This is a genomic window from Spirosoma pomorum (assembly GCF_054776615.1).
Genome location: NZ_BAAHBP010000016.1, coordinates 136,779 through 154,884, shown reverse-complemented (window position 1 = coordinate 154,884; position 18,106 = coordinate 136,779). Strand labels below are relative to the sequence as shown.

Genomic DNA, 18,106 nt, shown 5'->3' with positions numbered 1-18,106 from the left:
AGGCCTGTGTTACCAAACTGGTTTTTCAAGCCCCCCTACATTACCACTACGTGACGTCGGTTTTAAATGATTTTTTATTGTTTTGACCTCTACTTTATCACTACATGCAACCTGTAAAAATCTGATTTACAAGCTATTGTGAATTTATAATTTTAATTATTTTTTTTAGCACTCAGACGCATAGACAGGCTCCTATTCTATGTTTTTTACCGTATTGTCTTTCGATATGTTAGCCAGAAATGTGTACAGATTGACGTCCGATTCGAGTCGTAGCTTTTTACGAAGTCGATACCGACTAATCTCTACGGCCTTACTGGTAATATTCATGAACTGCGCTATCTCTTTGGAAGACAAGTTCATTTTCAGGAAAGCGCACAGCTTTAAATCATTGGGGGTCAACTCTGGATACTGCTGCTGCAACGCATGAAAAAAAGCTTCGTTCACCGCATTGAAATGCAGAGTAAACTGTCCCCAATCAGCATCTTTCGTTTCTACGTTCCGGATGAGTCGAAGCACCTGCCTGAAGTTCAATGCGATCTCTTTGGTATCCTGCTTTTTCGCCATACCAGCGACTACCTCTTTAACCTTTACCAGTACCTCACCTCGTTGCGCCAGTTGCATGGTCATTGAGGCTAATTCCCGGTTTTTGAAATCCATGTCCGCTTCCAGTTTTTCGTTTCGTAATCGAACCATCTCCTTTTCGTTCCGGTCCAGTTCGAGCTGATGGAGATACGTTAGCTGTTCCTGCTCTGTTTGATGCCGATGCCGCTGCCATTTGAACCCCTGATAAAGCAGCCAGCCGAATACAAGGATGTAGACTAACCAGGCCCAGTAGCTTTCATACCAGGCGGGATTGATATGAAACGCGTAATAAACGATGGGCGACTCATTGCCCAGGTTGTTTCGGGACTTAACGGCGAACGTATAATCGCCCCAGGGAAGATTAGTGTAATCCTTGTCGCTTTTACTGCTCCAGGGAGACCAGTCCCGATCAGCACCGATTAGCCGGTAGCTAAACTCGATGCTGCTGCTCTGGTCGAATAATGTCGACGTAAATTCAAAGTGCAGCGAATTCAGGGGTGCAGGTAGTCTAAGCGGATTGTCTGTTGCTGGTTCAGTAGCGGTCTGTGAGGTAGCCGGAGTATAGCCCCCGAACAGAACGCTGTCTTTAGCGTTTGTTAGGCTCACTCGCCCCAGTAACACATCGGGGCGCCGACTGCGGGTACGGTACTGTTGGTAGTTTAGCAGTGTAAATCCTCTGTTGGTCCCGACGAAGATGTTTTCCAGATTGTGCGCCTGAATGAACTCAAACCCACCAACCAATTTCCCGGTCAGCTCCGGAAAATACACCACTCGCGCTGGCAGGCTCGTTTTCCCCTGGCCAAAATCAATAACTCCAACTCGTTTCTGGCTGGCAAACCATATATTTCCTTCCTGATCTTCATGAAGATATTGTACGGTCTGCTGACCTAAAATCGGCGTTAAGCGAGGGGATGGCACAAACCGATCCTGACTGGAATCATAGTCATAGATCCCCTTTTCGGTAGCCACCATCAACTGGTCCTGGATGGTGTAGACGTAATTATACTGGGTCGACGGCAGCCCTTCCCGATCCGTATACAATTTGGTTGACTGGCCCACGGCTGGGCTTCCCACCCCATCGATTCGAAACACTCCTCGGTTGGGGTGGGAAGCCCAGACTCGCTTATGCCCTCGATCGACGCTGATAAATCGAAGTGACTCGCGCGACGTCCCCACCACTCCCTGGTCGCGCAAGCTCGTCGGTCCCACCGTTACCGATCGCAAACCCTGGTACGTTCCAGCTAACATACCGGTCGTCGAGATAGGTTGGGTCAGCCAGGTCCCGATTCCTGAATACACCGTCGTAGCCTGCTGGTTCTGGATAGCAAAAAGTCCCATTTCATGGCTCATCAGTAACTGATTATCCACCACGTCGAGTCGCCAGACCTGGCCCTTTGTGCCCGCCACTTCTTCAAAGTGTCCTTTCGCCTGTCCTAAATCGCCGGTTAGTTCGTCGAGTTGGCTGGCGTATAACCCATTGGCGGTCCCAGCGTAAAGCGTCTTCCCATGCAAGCGCATAGCATAACCAGTCGCGTTTTTTCCCCCGTCCGGATGAATGTATTTAAAGGGACTATTAATCGCGACAAAATCAATACCGTCGTCCAGTGCCAGCCACATATTCCGTTGCTGATCCAGGCGAATTGCGCGCACGTTTGCATTCTGCAGCTCTTTCGGACTGCTGTAGGTTTGAATCAGCTGCCCCTGTCGGTTGATGATCAGCACTCCGGCCGAGGTCGTTCCCAGGGCATACGCGCTGGGCGAGAGCTGAACCGCACAATAGATCCGGTCCGTTCGTAAAGCAGGATCAATAGGCGTTGGCTGGTGAGTTAACTGGTTGTTATGCAGAACGAATAATCCCCTCGTCAACGTAGTCACTAAAGTTGAATCACGTCCGTATGGAAGCACGGACGTAACTGTGGTTTTTGATAACGACAGTGGTGCATGAGCAACTTGCCACCGTCCACCGGTAAACCGTACCAACCCCCGGTCCCCGTCCTGCGCAAATACCTGCGACTTTACTTGCCCCATGAAAGACCATTGCTGAGTTGCCCGAACAACATCCAGTTTTCCATCGTGGAGATGCATCAACTGACGCATAGTCCGAAAAAAAACATCCTTACCCACCACTTCAATCGACCAGACATCGGCAAAACCTCGGTCAGCCACCGGCAGGAGTGGCAAAAGTGAATGATAGGTCAGGATACCATTGGCGTTCGGCGAGAAATAACCTAGCTCATCCTGCCCTCCCACAAAAATCCGGTTGTCAGCGCCAATACCGATCGAGCGCACCACCGTACGATTGGGGAGATGGTGTATGGCGTAATACCGCCCATTGAAAGTCAGCAACCCTTCATTATTGCCAACGTAAATAATCCCTCGACTATCCTGCTGAATCGCCCAGTTCTGCATTCCGGCCTGGTACTGACTACTGGTGTAATGAATTATTTGGGGCGATGCGATGGGGGTCTGTGCGTACCCGCCGGCTCGACAGACTACCCAGATCAGGAGCAGAAAAACCCACTGCATACGAGTTACTGTATTAATTAGTTTACATTCGAGCTATGTGTACTGATACACGCAACCCTTTTACTAAGCTAAAGCCGATCGGTTTATTTACCTCCTCGTCACGACTACGTTCTCTATAAAGTCCAGCCATTAAGCAGCGCCTACGAATCGCCCGTACCGTTACCTGTTTTACTGGTGCTGTCGGCGACGCAAATCCTGCTTCTACTTACTTTGCTAAAAGAGCGTAAAATCGGAGCAGGCATTCCCGTTCCCGCGGACTATTCCAGCATTAGTCGTAAAAAATCAGTGTATCGTCTATATTTGTTTAGCCACCTGTGCAGGTGGGTATGCGTCGCGTGCTGCAATCGTTGTTCTTTAGCCAAGCTTTAACTCGGTTAAGCTTGCTGTTTTGCTCCTTTTGATCAGGATATACCCACTATAACAGACTCCAATACCGCTATATTCCGATTCTTACGAATCGATAGTCGCTGGCCGTAGCGTATGTAGGGTTGGCTATTCGGTAGTTTTTCATTGCCTGTATGAATTCGACATATTCTTTTTTACAAGGGGGTGGCGAGATGGGAAAATTGACCCGCTCCTTCGACTGGTCTCGTACGTCGCTGGGTTCGCCCGATAGCTGGCCTCAAAGCCTGCGCACCACGCTGAGTATCGTTCTCAACTCTAATTTCCCCATGTTTTTATTCTGGGGGCCCGAGTTGCTTTGTTTTTATAATGACGCGTATCGACCCAGCCTGGGTAACGACGATAAACATCCTTCTGCGCTGGGGCGACCCGGCGCCAAGGTCTGGCCTGAAATCTGGTCCATCATTGGCCCACAGATTGATCAGGTACTAACGGGCGGGGAAGCTACGTGGCACGAAAACGCAAACGGCGCCTTCTATAGAAACGGTCAGCTTGAGGCCGGTTTCTGGACGTACAGTTACAGCCCCGTCCGCGACGAAACCGGAGAAATAGCTGGTGTATTCGTTACCTGTATTGAAACGACCCCGGTCGTCTTGCAGCAAAAACTGCTGGCCGCCAGCGAGCGCCAGTTGCGGATGGTGGTGGAAGAGTCGACCATCGCGATGGCGATTTTCCGAGGACCGCAGCATGTTATCGAACTGGCGAATGACGCCCATCTTCAGCTATGGGGTCGCCGGGCCGAAGAAGTTATTGGTCGGCCACTCTTTGAGGCAATTCCTGAGGCAAAGGGTCAAGGGTATGAAGCGCTGTTAGCTAACGTTCTGAGCTCGGCAGAGCCCTTTTACGCTACTGAACTCTCCGCTCAACTGATGCGTCATGGCCAACTTGAGCGGGTTCATTTCAACTTCGTCTATCATCCATTACGTAACGCAACAGGACAGGTGGATGGGATATTAGTGACGGCAATAGACATTACCCAGCAGGTCCTCATCCGGCAGCAGATCGAAGCCAGTCAAATCTCTTTGCAGAACGCCCTCGAAGTGGCCCAGCTTGGTACGTGGTCGTTTGACTATCCGACGCAGAAATTATCTGTATCGACCCGTACGGCCGACTGGTTTGGTTTGGAAACGCAACAAGCCGACGTCGAAACCTTTCTTGCCCAGATGGGCGATGAGGATCAAACAAAGGTTCGTGAGCAGCTGGTAAGCATGCTCGCCCCCAACTCCACTGACGTTTATGACCTGGTTCATTCCGTCATCAATCGCCAAACCGACCACAAACGGATTATTCGGGCACTTGGCAAACGGCAGTACGGGACCGATGGCCAACCGCTTCGCATTGACGGAACAGCGCAGGATATCACACTTCAGCAAGAACTCCAGTTAGCGCTGGAAAACGAAGTCCGGAAACGTACGCAGGAACTGGCATCGGCCAACCAGGAGGTTAGCCAGTTCAACGAACAGTTACAAACGTCCATCAGCGATTTGAAACGCTCGAACGACAACCTACAGCAGTTCGCTTACGTAGCAAGTCATGACCTGCAAGAGCCTCTTCGGAAGATTCAATCGTTTAGCGACTTACTCGTTCAACAACTGGGTGAACAAATCGACGATTCGTCAAAAGATTACCTACTGCGGATTACTTCAGCGGTAGAACGAATGTCCATTCTGATCAAGGACTTACTGGCTTACTCCCGTATCGCCACCCGCCAGCAAACCTTCGGTTTGGTTTCATTAAAAGCAATTACAGATAGAGTCATTGCCATGCTCGACTGGTCAATTCAACAGACGCGGGCTCAAATCACCGTCGACGAACTACCAATCGTACAGGGCGATGAATCGCAGTTGGGTCAGCTGATGCAGAATCTGTTAACCAACGCGCTGAAATTCGTTCAGCCGGATCAGGCTCCAAATGTCCATATCCGGTATACGAAACGGTCGCTGACGGAACTACCCTCGCTGGTTCAGCCCACTCGCATCACTTCTTTTTACCACCAGATCAGTATTGAGGATCAGGGCATTGGCTTCGACACGAAATACCTGGACCGGATCTTCCAGGTCTTCCAGCGGCTGCACGGACGAAATCAGTTTTCAGGTACGGGAATTGGCCTGGCGATCTGTCAGCGGGTAGTAGAGAACCACGGCGGGGCAATCACGGCCGAAAGTCAGCTCGATAAGGGCACGACGTTCCATGTCTATTTGCCCGATTAACCAAACGAAGTCAGCGGGTATATAGCCAGGCCAGCACACGTCATTAACGTATTTACTACCTGAAGTAGAGGAGTTAGAGGGTTTCACCAGACGTAATCCGTGGGCTACTACACGACTCTTCTTCCGTGTCTGCTTACATTGTCATCGGGCCACTCTGGTATCCTTATACCACAAAAAGCCCAGGTAGGCTACCGCCCCTAGGGCTAGTAGGCCTGAGAGCGCAAAAGCACCACTAATTCCTTCTGCTCCCACAATATGGTTGAGCATCCAGCCCGAACCGACGGCACCCAGGCCAATGCCCGCTTCGAGCGCTATGTACATGGTAGCCATCGCGCGACCCCGGGTGTGCTCGTCGCTCAGATCAGCGGTCCAGGCCTGCACCGTAGGTGAGTTCATACCCGCTGACAGCCCATAGCAAACGGCGGCTACCCAGAACCATAATACGGTATCAGTTATCATCAGCAATCCCATTGCCACAACCAGCACCAGCGTAGACACGAAAAGAACCGGTACCCGCCCGTATTTATCCGATGTACGGCTGAACACCATCCGCACAACCAGCGAAGCAATGGTGTAGACCGTAAAAAACAGTCCCTTATTTGTGATGCCCAACGACGCACTCAGACTGGAAACAACCGTAAGAATCGCCCCCGTGGACACAGATTGTAACAACAGCACAACGAAGGGCTTGAACGCCTGTTTCTCAAAGATTTCTTCCTTTTTCAGTTTCAACAGCCCGAATCGAAAGGGCTGAGCATTGCCCAGGGTTTCGGGCATACGTAACAGAATCAGGATCGACAGCAACGCGAAGACCGAAGAGGTCCAGAACATGACGTTCATGGAATAATCATTGGCCAGCCAGCTCCCGATGGCTGGTCCGAGTGACATACCCGTGGCCGTAAAAAGGCCCAGCATACCCATCGCTTCGCCCCGGCGCGTGGCGGGGACAACATCAGCGACGTACGCGGCCGTAGCCGTCGGCTTCGTTCCTGTCGAGAAACCGTGAATAAGCCGAAGCGCCAGAAAGCCCCAGACCGTAATGAGATAAGGATATAGAAACCCGCACAGAAAACAGATAACCGACCCAAACGCCATGACCGGTACCCGACCGACCGTATCAGTAATCTTACCGGAAAACGGTCGGGACACGCCCGCCGTGAGCGTAAACAGGGCAATGATTAATCCAACGTATTCCCGTCCACCGAGCCGCGTCAGATAGTCGGGCAGTTCCGGGATCATCATGGAGAAGCTGGCCGAGAACAGAAAGTTACTGGCGCTTAATAACCAGAAAGAAAATGTGTAGAGTGATGGACCGGTGGAAATCCGGCGGATAAAAAGAGGACGAACTACCAAAGCAGCTGGGATTTGGTTTACCCAAAAGTACGGCCTTTTTTCGGAAGTGTGGTTCAATTAGTAGCCACTGGTGTGCTTGCGTATCCAGTGGATTAATCGTTGATCCATCGCGTTCGCATTTTTGCGCAACAAGAGTTATCAGTCCTTGTAGCTCATTTGCGGGTCTTTTCTTCTAAATTCGCGCTTGAAATTCCAGTAACCTGTATGTCGAATAATGTTAAGATTGGTCTGTTTCTTACAGTATCCATTCTGCTGACAACTTTCTCTTTTTATTTCTGGCAGGTCTTCAAAAGCCCAAACCTTCAGGTACGGGATGGCGACAAGACCTTTGCCCTTCTCATTCCCAAAGGGTCCACGTTCGATTCGGTGATGGACACGCTTAAAACGCATAAGGTCATCAACGACGAAACATCGTTCCGCTTTCTGGCTAAGTTGATGAAGTACCAGGAGCGGGTGAAGGAAGGCCGCTACGAGATTACGCCGGACATGAGCAACCGGGCCGCACTGGTCAAACTGCGTAGCGGTAATCAGGACGCTATGCCCGTTACGTTCAATAGCATGCGGCAGAAAAGCGATTTGATCTACCGGCTGGGCAGCAAGTTCGAATTTGGTCCCGAATCGCTGGGTAAGCTACTGAACGATCCGGCAACCTGTCAGAAATACGGGTTCGATACTACGACCATCGTCTGCATGTTCCTACCGAATACGTACGAAATCTTTTGGACGATCAAACCCGAGGCCTTACTGGACCGGATGGGGGCCGAGTACAAGAAATTCTGGACGCCCGAGCGGCAAGCCAAAGCAAAGGAACTGGGCATGACGCAAACCGAGGTACAGGTACTGGCGTCCATCGTCGCGGCCGAAACCAACAAACGGGATGAACAACCTCGGGTAGCAGGGGTGTACCTCAATCGCCTGAAACGTGGTATTAAGTTGGAAGCGGATCCGACGGTAATTTTCGCCCTGCGTGATTTTTCAATCCGCCGGCTACTCAACAAGCAACTCACCGTCGACTCGCCCTACAATACGTATCGGTACACGGGATTGCCACCGGGTCCCATCAACCTACCCGCCCCCGCAACCATCGACGCGGTCCTGAACGCCGAGAAGCACGATTACCTTTATTTTGTGGTTGACGCCCGGTTCAATGGGTATCATACGTTCTCAAAAACGTTAGCCGAGCACCTGGCCAACGCCCGATTATACCAGCAGGCCCTGACTCGAATGAAGATTATGAAATAAGAGGAGGAAAGGAGGAGGGGGAGGAATGGGAAGAAAGGAAAATAGCATGTATACTATCCCTTTCCTCCATTCCTCCCCCCTCCCTTTCTCCATTCCTCTCTCTCCCCCCTTCTTTTCCCCATGTTCTCCTACGACGTTACCAACATCCGGGTTCGTTACTACGACACGGATCAGATGGGCATTGTGTATTACGGCAATTACGCCCGCTTCTATGAGATCGGGCGGGTTGAAGCCCTGCGGCATCTGGGCGTGAATTATAAAGACCTGGAAGCGAGTGGTATTGGTATGCCCGTTTATGACCTGCAATCGCGGTTTATTCGGCCTGCCCGCTACGACGATCTGCTCACCATTCGGGTCTCGATCCCGCAACTACCAAAGACGCGGATCGGCTTCAATTACGAAATCATTGATCAGCACGGGCATGTCTTAAACAGCGGTCAGACAACGCTGGTCTTCGTCCGGTCGGCTACCGGACGCCCCTGCTCTGCTCCCCCCGAACTCATCAGCGCGATCAAACCTTTCTTTGACTAGGGGGTTAGCAAAAGAGGAGACCGTGAAAGAAAAGCAGGAGAGGGACGAAAGGGAGACAAGAAAAAAGACTACATTTTTTGTCCTTCTTGCCCTTCCTCCTCTCCTTCTTTTTTTCCCTCAATTCCTTTCCGCCTATGTTTGACAAGTTGATGAGCTTTGGCGCGCTGCAGGGAACGCGCATCTGGCTTCAGGAACACAAGCCCCTTGATTCCCGACTGACCTGGTACGAGTTTCTGAACAAGATGATCAATAAGATCGCCGAGGACGATACCAGCGAACGGGCAGCATCGGTTGCTTACAGTCTGATTCTGGCCGTCTTCCCAACCGTCATTTTCTTCTTTACGCTGATTCCGTACATCCCCATCGACAATCTGCAGGAACAGATTATGGGACTTCTGCGGCAAGCATTACCGGGTAATACATTCAGCACGATTGATACGACCATTCATGATATTATCAGTCGTCCGCAGGGAGGAGTCCTCTCGTTTGGTTTTTTACTCGCGCTGTATTCGGCTACCAGTGGTTTAGTGGCATTGATGAACGCTTTCAACTCGTCGCACCACACACACGAGGATCGTAGCTTCTTCAAAGTTCGGGCCATTGCTGTCGGATTAACCTTCACGCTCGCTTTTGCGCTGATTCTGGCCATCATTGTCCTGATCGTGGGGAGTCTCGTGAGCGACTATCTACTAAAGTTTGGTATCCTTAACAACGTTGTTTTCGTCAATTTACTGACCGTTGGCCGGTACCTGGTTGTCTTCACCGTGTTTGTTGGAGCCTTGTCGGTTATCTATCGCTACGGCCCCGACGTAAACATGAAATGGGCCTTTGTTACGCCCGGGAGCGTAACGGCTTCCCTGCTCATTGTGCTCACCACATTCGGCTTTTCGTATTATCTGTCCAACTTCGGCTCGTATAACAAAGTATACGGCTCCATCGGTACGCTGATCGCGCTGATGATCTGGATCAACTTAATATCGCTCCTGTTAATCGTTGGCTTTGAAATAAACGTAGCCTTATACGACCTGGAGGGCGACAAGAATCCCAGCGTTGCCGAGAAAACAACAAACGTCACCTCAGACGAGTGAAGTGACGTTTGCAAACCCTAACCCATAAATGTAAGAACTCCTTCCGCCTACTGACGTGCATTGGAAAGAATCTATTTATTTATGGCGAAAAACCATGCCAATCTGCATTTTTGGTAGCCTTTTGTTACCTTTTTCTACGTTTAATCAAAAAAGTAAGCATCCGCTGGCCACCGTCAGGTAAGTTTGTTTAAACGAACCGGAGGTTGGCAAGTAATCTGATAGCATGGCCGTTTCGTTGATTTTCGCCTTAGTATGCATTCGATTACCGGCCCATCTGCCTCTTTACCCATGAGTGTCTATCTGAATCAGATCCGACCCTGGGTGACTATTATCTGCACCTGCTACAATCAGGATCGTTTTGTGGCGGCAGCGCTCCAGTCGGTAGCCGATCAGGACTATCCAAACGTTGAATTGATCGTGATCGACAACGCCAGCCAGGATCAATCGGCCAATTATATTAACGAATTTAGAAGTCGGTACCCTGCTACCCAGTTCATCCAAAACGATGCTAACATAGGCCTCAACCGGGCCTTTAATCAGGGGCTAGCCCGAGCCGGAGGTCGTTACGTAATCGATCTGGCCGCCGATGATCTGCTTCTGCCCAACCGCATCAGCCGACAGGTAGCCTTATTTGAAGAACTGGCTGGCCCCTATGCCGTTGTCTTCTCCAACGCTACGTACATCGACGAACAGGGGAACCGTTTACATCAGCATTACCCAACTGATAGTTCGGGAAGATCAGCTGTTCGGGTACCCTCGGGGAACGTATTTCAACAAGTGCTGGAGTCTTATTTCATCTGCACGCCAACCATGATGATGCGCCGGGATGTGCTGAACGAGCTGGGAGGGTACGACGAAAATCTGGCCTTTGAAGACTTTGATTTCTGGGTACGTTCCTCGCGACAGTACCTCTACGCCTACCAGGATGAAGTGCTCACGCTCAAACGGCGGGTGGGCAATTCACTGTCGGCGCAGGTTGTTCTCCCCACCAATCAGTTGCTTCACTCCTCGCTGGTCGTGTGTCAGAAAGCGTTGCCACAATGTGTTACGTCCGTTGAGCGACACGCGCTGGCCAACCGCATTCGTCGGTTTACGCGCAAGGCTTTCTACGCCGAGCAGTTCGTTCTGGCGCAGCAGTTTGGCCAGTTACTTCGGAAACTCGAACAACCTGATTTACTCACCCGCCTGGTCCTTCGACTGAGTTGGCTGAATATTCCCGTCAATCGGTTGTACCGACAGTATCTCCAGTTGCAGCAGAAAGTGTAAGATAACCGGCTTGCTGGGCAGGAGATTTAAACAGATGTTCCTGCTTCGACGTTTTTAGGGTATTGATCCTGTAGATAAACGCAGGATTGAAACTGCCTAGTCCCATGCCCGCTGAGTTTGTTAAACTGTACCCTCAGAATCCCGATCCGCGCCGAGTTGACCATATTGTAAAGGCGCTCCGCGACGGAGCGGTTGTTATTTACCCCACGGATACGATCTACGGAATGGGTTGCGACATTCATAACGCCCGCGCCGTTGAACGAGTAGCCCGTATTAAAGGTATCAAGCCTACCAAGAACGACTTTTCTTTTATCTGTTACGACCTGAGCCACATTGCCGACTACGCCCGCGTGAGTAATCAGGCGTTTAAGTTGATGAAGCGGGTGCTACCAGGACCCTTTACGTTCATTCTGGAGGCCACCAATGCCGTTCCCAAACTGCTGAACACCAACAAACGAACGGTGGGTATTCGCGTACCGGATCATAACATTCCCCGGCAGATCGTACGGGAGCTGGGCAATCCAATCATCACAACCTCTATTCGCGACGAAGACGAAGTCATCGAGTATTCGACCGATCCCGAACTGATTTTCGAGAAATTTCAGCATCAGGTCGATATCATCATCGATGGGGGTTACGGTGGCAACGTGGCCTCGACGATCGTTGACGCCACCGATGATGATTTTTCGATCATACGGCAGGGCCTGGGCGAATTAATGCTTTGAAAAGCAAGCCTAGCGTTCTATACTTGCACCGTAGGGTTAACGCTCGTTACCGTCGAGTCTTAACCCTTTTTTTGTGCATCATCCCTAATATCAGTTTATATGCGTTTATCCCTGGCCGCCCTATCTTTTCTGGCCTTAAGTCAGTTGGCTGGCTGCACTTCTTCTCAATCCGACCAAAAGGACAGCCATTCTACCAGCGGTTTGTCGGCGTCGGCGGCCACTAAAGCGTCAACCGCTCCGGCTACGCCAGCCTCGGAAGCCACGGCTGCCTCTGATTCCAGCGAAGCAAAAGCACGCTCAACTGGTCGTACCGGCGATCCTACCCTGGATTCGCTGACGTTTGCTCCGGAGGGCGCCTTGTTACCAAAACATCGGATTCTGGCTTATTACGGTAACCCTCATTCCAAGAAGATGGGGATCTTAGGTAAGTACCCGAAAGAAGAAATGCTGCAGCGACTGAATCAGGAAATCAAAAACTGGGAGAAAGCAGATTCATCTAAATTACCAATCCTGCCCGCGCTTCATCTGGTGGCTACGTCGGCTCAGGGAGCACCCGGTAAGGACGGTGGCTACCGGCTACGGATGTCGGACAAAACCATCAAGAAAATAATTAAATGGGGGGATGAACACAAAGCCATCGTTTTTCTTGACATTCAGCGGGGACACGCGCCACTAGGCCCCGAAATGGAATACATGAAAAAGTACCTCAAGCTGCCTTTCGTTCATCTGGGTATTGATCCGGAATTCTCGATGGTAACAGGAGCGAAGCCCGGCACAAAAATCGGAAGTTACGACGCGGCTGATGTGAACCAGGCCGTGAAATTTTTGAGCCAGATTGTAAAAGAGAACAATCTGCCGCCTAAAATCCTGGTAGTTCACCGCTTCACGCAGGGCATGATCAAGAACTATAAGAACATCAAACTGGACCCGAATGTCCAGATCGTGATGGACATGGACGGCTGGGGACCACCTGTACTGAAGAAAGACTCTTACAAGGCCTACATTCAGAAGGAACCCGTCCAGTATACTGGCTTCAAACTGTTCTACGAGAACGATTTCCGGAAGCCGGGTTCACGGATCATGACGCCCGCCGAAGTGCTGGCTCTGAATCCGAAACCAATGTACATTCAGTACCAATAGGCTGCCGCCTTTTTAATCCAATGCCCTGGTCTGCTCATTAAATTGGGCAAACCAGGGCATTGGTCTTTTTCACCTATTTGCTCTAGGTATCTCCCAGCGACATCAACTCACGATTTTGTCTTTAAATCATTAAATTCCGCAACCGAACAGGAAGACGTATGCTCTCCAATACACATTATGCCGAAAGACGTTGCTCAATACTGGATTGCAGTGGCCTCCAAAGACCACGTTTTGCAAGGTATCGACGGTGAGTTCATGCAGGCTAACCACGGGAAGCTGGCACCGCTTAAGCGAACAAAACCCGGCGACTGGGTGCTTTTCTATTCACCCAGGCAATCGTTGAATGACACCGGGAAGTATCAATCCTTTACGGCGCTTGGCCAGGTTCGGGATGAACCTATTTACCAGGTTACGATAAGCGATGAATTTAAACCCTACCGGCGAAATATCGCCTTTTCTACTGGCAAAGACGTTTCGATTCTTCCCTTGATCGATAGGCTCAATTTCATTCCAAACAAGAAATCATGGGGGTATACGTTTCGATTCGGTTTCTTCGAAATCGACCGTCAGGATTTTGAGGTGATTCGGGCTATGATGCTTACCTAAGCCTTTCCGTGCGACTACTTCCTGAGGTATCTGAGCGGGTAGTCATCTCTATGTTAGTCCTGTGAATCAACAGAATCAGCCCCGTAACGTAAAAATTATCTTTATTGAGCCGAGTAATTTTGGCCCATTTTCGCTATTCCTACTTAAATCCTCATGCATTATGTGCCTAGTTCGTTTATTCTTCTGTAGCTGGTTGTTCCTGCTGCCTCTTGTTGGTTTCAGCGCTAAAGTCGATACGCTGGACATACCCAGTGCCGCAATGAAGCGAAAGTTGCGGGCGGGCATTGTCCTTCCCGAATCATACGCAAAAGGGAAAACCAGCTATCCCGTGCTGTATTTACTGCACGGGGGCGGTGGACAGTTCAGCGACTGGCTGAAGCAGACACCGGACAAAACACTACTCCAGCGCCTGGCCGACCAGTATAACCTCATTATTGTTACGCCCGAAGGTGATCGGCTAGGCGGCTATCTCGACAGTCCAATTCAGAAAGACAATCTGTTTGAAACGTATATCACAAAAGAGGTTATCGAGAAAATTGACCAGACCTACCGCACCGTACGCGATCGTAAGGGGCGGGTTATCACAGGGCTTAGCATGGGAGGCCACGGGGCACTGTATCTGGCAGGTCGTCACCCCGAGTTGTATTGCGCAGCTGGCAGCATGAGCGGTGCCCTAGATCTGAACGCGACCAATTGGCGAATCCCTCCCGAGTTTGCCAAACAGATCGAGCCTCAGTTCGCGCGGATTCTGGGACCCATGGGATCAACGCCCGATTATTACGCGGCTAACTCGGTCGTCAACATGTGTGACAAGCTGAAAGCCAGTGGGCTGAAGATCGTTATTGATTGTGGAGTCGATGATTTTTTGATTGAACCCAACCGGGAAGTGCACCGGCGGCTGGTGTACAACAAAACGGAGCATGACTACACCGAACGGCCGGGCGCGCATACCTGGGATTATTGGCAGAACTCACTCCCCTACCACCTGCTGTTCTTCTCGAACGTATTAAAAGCCAACGGCACGACTGCTCAATGAACAGAATCCCTTTTCTTTTGCGCAGCACTCTACTAACAGTATACACGCTGTTCTTTACGTTACCGCTGTTTGCGGCCCAAGTCGATACGCTGGTCGTTCCCAGCGCGGTGATGAAAAAGCAGCTGAAGGCCGTTGTCGTTCTCCCTCAGTCTTACGCGAAAAGCAAAACTAATTTCCCGGTGCTGTATCTCCTCCACGGCGGCTACGGTCATTTCGACGACTGGATCAGGAAAACGCCGGATAAGACACTCTTACAACGATTGGCCGACCAGTATAATCTCATCATCGCTATGCCCGAAGGCGAAGTTTTTAGCTATTATCTGGACAGCCCGGTCGTCAAAGACAGTCAGTTCGAAACGTATCTAACTAAAGAGGTCGTTGACCAAATTGACAACACGTATCGCACGGTACGTTCGGCCAAAGGCCGGGTTATTACGGGTTTGTCGATGGGCGGCTACGGATCGCTGTATCTGGCAACTCGCCATCCTGATGTCTACTGCGCGGCTGGCAGCATGAGCGGTGCGCTGAATCTGGATATGAGTAGCTGGAAACTTCCCCCCGAAAGCGCCAAAGCGATTAAGGGCGAGTTTGAAAAAATACTGGGTCCCATCGAACAATCGCCAGATCGGTACGGAACTTATTCAGTCATCAATCTGGCCGACCGAATGAAAGCGAACGGCCAGCCGCTGATTTTCGATTGTGGAGTCGATGATTTTCTGATTGAATCGAATCGCGAGTTACACCGTCGGCTGGTCTTTAATCAGACTCCGCATGACTACAGCGAGCGGCCCGGCGGCCACACTTGGGAGTACTGGCAAACCTCCCTGCCCAATCATATTCTGTTCTTTTCCAACGTACTAAAAACCAACGGCACTACTGCCCCATAAGACCTAATGCTTACTAAAGCTGCTTCCCTACTCCTGATCGCTACGCTAATGGGCCCGTTGACCGCGCTGGCAGCCAAAGTGGATACGATTGATGTCCAAAGTCCAAGCATGAACCGAACGTTACGGGCCGCTGTAGTCCTACCCGAGCGGTACGTCAAAGCTAAAAAGCGGGATACGCAACCATTTCCGGTGCTTTACTTACTTCACGGTGGTTCGGGCAGCTTTCGTGACTGGCTGACCAAGACACCGGACAAGACGTTGTTGCATCGCCTGGCCGATCAGTACAACCTCATCATCGTCACGCCCGAGGGCGATCCGAGGAGCTATTATTTCGATAGCCCACTGGTCAAGACCAGTCAGTTTGAAACGTTCATTTCAAAAGAACTGATTGACCGGATTGACAACACGTATCGCACGGTCCGGGATCGGAAGGGCCGCTTGATTGCTGGCTTATCGATGGGCGGGCACGGCGCTATGTTTATTTCCAGTCGACACCCTGACCTGTACGCAGCGGCCGGGAGCATGAGCGGGGTTATGAATATTAATACAGCCACATGGAAAATAGATCCTGCTTTTGCGAAATCGCGCACTGACAGTTTTGCGGAACTGCTGGGGCCGGCCCAGGCGGGCGACACGCCTTACCCTGGCTACACGATGGTAACGCTCACCGACAAACTCAAGGCGAATAACCTGCCCCTGATTTATGACGTTGGCGTGGACGACTTTCTGATCGAGACCAACCGGGACCTACACCGCCGACTCGTCGACAACAAGACGCCACACGAATACATCGAGCGACCCGGTACTCATACCTGGGAGTACTGGGAGAACGCCCTCCCCTACCAACTGCTGTTTTTTAGCAAGATCTTGAAAGCGAACCAAGCAGCCGTCCTATGATTACTCCGTTCAAATCGCGTATAGGTCAACGTAAACTACTGGCTAGTCTGTTCTTATCCACCGTGATCGCCTGGGGAGCAGCCGCCCAAACGACGGTACAGATTACTGGAGGCAAAATAGCAGGCACGCTGAACAAAGCCGGTACTATTCGTATTTTCCGGGGTATTCCATTTGCCGCTCCGCCCGTTGGCGAGCTACGCTGGAAAGCCCCGCAGCCCGTTAAGCCCTGGTCGGGCGTTCGGCAATGCGATGCGTTTGGCCCCAGCCCCATGCAGAGTGCGCCTGCTCCGTTCAGCATGTGGAGCGAGGAGTTTCTGATACCCAAAGAACCCATTAGCGAAGATTGCCTGTATCTGAACGTCTGGACGGGTGCCACATCCAGCGCAACGAAACGGCCGGTAGTCGTCTGGATTTACGGCGGAGGATTCGCCAGCGGAGGCAGCGCCGTACCGATCTACGACGGCGAGGCAACGGCAAAAAAAGGTGTTGTGTTTGTCAGCATCAATTACCGCGTCGGGCCGTTCGGCTTCTTCGCCCACCCGGAACTGACAAAAGAGTCAGGCCGTAACGCGTCGGGTAATTACGGGCTGATGGATCAGTTGGCGGCCTTGCAATGGGTGAAACAGAACATCGCAGCCTTTGGCGGAGACCCTAGCAACGTAACGATTGCCGGTCAGTCAGCGGGCTCGATGAGCGTCAATTGTCTGGTGGCCAGCCCGCTCGGTAAGGGGCTGTTCAACAAAGCCATCGCCGAAAGTGGTGCCAGTTTCGCCAGACCGTATCCGTCACGCCAGGAAGCCGAGGAAAACGGCACGAAAGTCATGCAGGTGCTGGGCGCTTCCTCCCTCGCTGAGTTGCGCGCCAAACCTGCCGACGACATTTTGAAAAACGGCCAGGCGCTACGCGGCCTCATTACCGACGGATACGTATTACCCGAATCAGTTAGCAATATTTTTGCCGCTCGTCGTCAGAATCCCGTCGCCTTACTAACGGGTTGGAATGAGGATGAAGGATTACTCTCTGGACCAATCAAGAACGCGGCCGACTTTCGTCAACAGGTCGAACAGCGCTACGGCGATCAGGCTGCGGAGTTTTTAAAATTCTACCCGGCGTCCAACGACGCGGAGGCTACTCAGTCGCAGCTTAATCTCGCGCGTGACCAGATTTTCGGTATGCCAAACTACACTTGGGCTAACGTTCAGAGCGAACAGGGACAGCCAACATACGTGTACCGGTTCACACGCAAGGTACCCGCTACCGGCGAATACGTAAAATACGGCGCTTTCCACACGGGCGAGGTTCCCTACGCCTACGATAATCTTGATTTCGTCAATCGCCCCTGGGAACCCACTGACCGGGAACTGGCCAGAACGATGTCGATGTACTGGGTAAACTTTATCAAAACCGGTAACCCAAATGGTTCGTTGGTACCTAAGTGGCCCCTTTATACCGTCAAAAGCAAAGAAATAATGGTATTTGGCAAAAGCCCCCAGGCGGCTGCCCTAAGTGATTCAGCCGCGCTGGATTTTCTAGGAATAACCCGGATGCCACAGCGATAATCGTAATTTGTCAACTATGGACTACAAAAAAAGCCCTGCCGATACCGGCAGGGCTT

At 51.2% G+C, this 18,106-nt stretch carries 14 protein-coding genes; 12 read left to right on the top strand and 2 right to left on the bottom strand.

All coding sequences use genetic code 11. The annotated features are described in order from the left end of the window. Positions 1-192 precede the first annotated feature (192 nt). Positions 193-3,108, bottom strand: coding sequence for a triple tyrosine motif-containing protein (locus ACYVAD_RS10645; RefSeq protein WP_461139466.1), 2,916 nt, complete (start codon positions 3,106-3,108; stop codon positions 193-195). Positions 3,109-3,626: 518 nt separating this feature from the next. On the opposite strand from ACYVAD_RS10645, the gene ACYVAD_RS10640 reads away from it, so the two are divergent. After that, positions 3,627-5,720, top strand: coding sequence for a PAS domain-containing sensor histidine kinase (locus tag ACYVAD_RS10640; RefSeq protein WP_461139465.1), 2,094 nt, complete (start codon positions 3,627-3,629; stop codon positions 5,718-5,720). A gap of 141 nt (positions 5,721-5,861) precedes the next feature. Here the strand turns inward: ACYVAD_RS10640 and ACYVAD_RS10635 are convergent, their stop codons facing one another. After that, a complete protein-coding gene (locus ACYVAD_RS10635; protein ID WP_461139464.1) occupies positions 5,862-7,073 on the bottom strand; it encodes an MFS transporter in 1,212 nt (403 codons plus the stop codon). A 204-nt stretch (positions 7,074-7,277) separates the two neighbouring features. Between ACYVAD_RS10635 and mltG the strand changes: the two genes are divergently transcribed. The 11 genes from mltG (at position 7,278) to ACYVAD_RS10580 (ending at position 18,050) form a co-directional block, all read left to right on the top strand. Next, a complete protein-coding gene (gene mltG / locus ACYVAD_RS10630) occupies positions 7,278-8,315 on the top strand; it encodes an endolytic transglycosylase MltG (protein WP_461139463.1) in 1,038 nt (345 codons plus the stop codon). A gap of 120 nt (positions 8,316-8,435) precedes the next feature. Next, on the top strand, positions 8,436-8,846 hold the full coding sequence (locus ACYVAD_RS10625; protein ID WP_461139462.1) for an acyl-CoA thioesterase: 411 nt from the start codon (positions 8,436-8,438) through the stop codon (positions 8,844-8,846). A gap of 134 nt (positions 8,847-8,980) precedes the next feature. Next, entirely contained in the window at positions 8,981-9,934 is a 954-nt protein-coding gene (locus ACYVAD_RS10620) for a YihY/virulence factor BrkB family protein (RefSeq protein WP_461139461.1), read from the top strand. A 252-nt stretch (positions 9,935-10,186) separates the two neighbouring features. Further along, positions 10,187-11,200 (top strand): glycosyltransferase, encoded by a 1,014-nt coding sequence (locus ACYVAD_RS10615; RefSeq protein WP_461139460.1) that lies wholly within the window; start codon positions 10,187-10,189, stop codon positions 11,198-11,200. Between the two features lie 104 nt (positions 11,201-11,304). After that, a complete protein-coding gene (locus ACYVAD_RS10610) occupies positions 11,305-11,925 on the top strand; it encodes an L-threonylcarbamoyladenylate synthase (RefSeq protein ID WP_461139459.1) in 621 nt (206 codons plus the stop codon). Between the two features lie 99 nt (positions 11,926-12,024). Then, positions 12,025-13,065: a hypothetical protein gene (locus ACYVAD_RS10605; protein ID WP_461139458.1), complete on the top strand. Its 1,041-nt coding sequence runs from the start codon at positions 12,025-12,027 to the stop codon at positions 13,063-13,065. A 177-nt stretch (positions 13,066-13,242) separates the two neighbouring features. Further along, positions 13,243-13,671 (top strand): EVE domain-containing protein, encoded by a 429-nt coding sequence (locus tag ACYVAD_RS10600; protein ID WP_461139457.1) that lies wholly within the window; start codon positions 13,243-13,245, stop codon positions 13,669-13,671. A 160-nt stretch (positions 13,672-13,831) separates the two neighbouring features. Continuing rightward, entirely contained in the window at positions 13,832-14,707 is an 876-nt protein-coding gene (locus ACYVAD_RS10595; protein WP_461139456.1) for an alpha/beta hydrolase, read from the top strand. Beyond that, the gene (locus ACYVAD_RS10590; protein ID WP_461139455.1) at positions 14,704-15,594 is read left to right on the top strand and encodes an alpha/beta hydrolase; all 891 of its coding nucleotides are present in this window, start codon (positions 14,704-14,706) and stop codon (positions 15,592-15,594) included. Before ACYVAD_RS10595 ends, ACYVAD_RS10590 begins: the two co-directional genes overlap by 4 nt. Positions 15,595-15,600: 6 nt before the next feature. Next, positions 15,601-16,491 carry an alpha/beta hydrolase gene (locus ACYVAD_RS10585; RefSeq protein ID WP_461139454.1) on the top strand — a complete coding sequence of 297 codons (891 nt, stop codon included), beginning with the start codon at positions 15,601-15,603 and terminating at the stop codon, positions 16,489-16,491. Beyond that, a complete protein-coding gene (locus tag ACYVAD_RS10580) occupies positions 16,488-18,050 on the top strand; it encodes a carboxylesterase/lipase family protein (protein ID WP_461139453.1) in 1,563 nt (520 codons plus the stop codon). Before ACYVAD_RS10585 ends, ACYVAD_RS10580 begins: the two co-directional genes overlap by 4 nt. Positions 18,051-18,106: the final 56 nt, after the last annotated feature.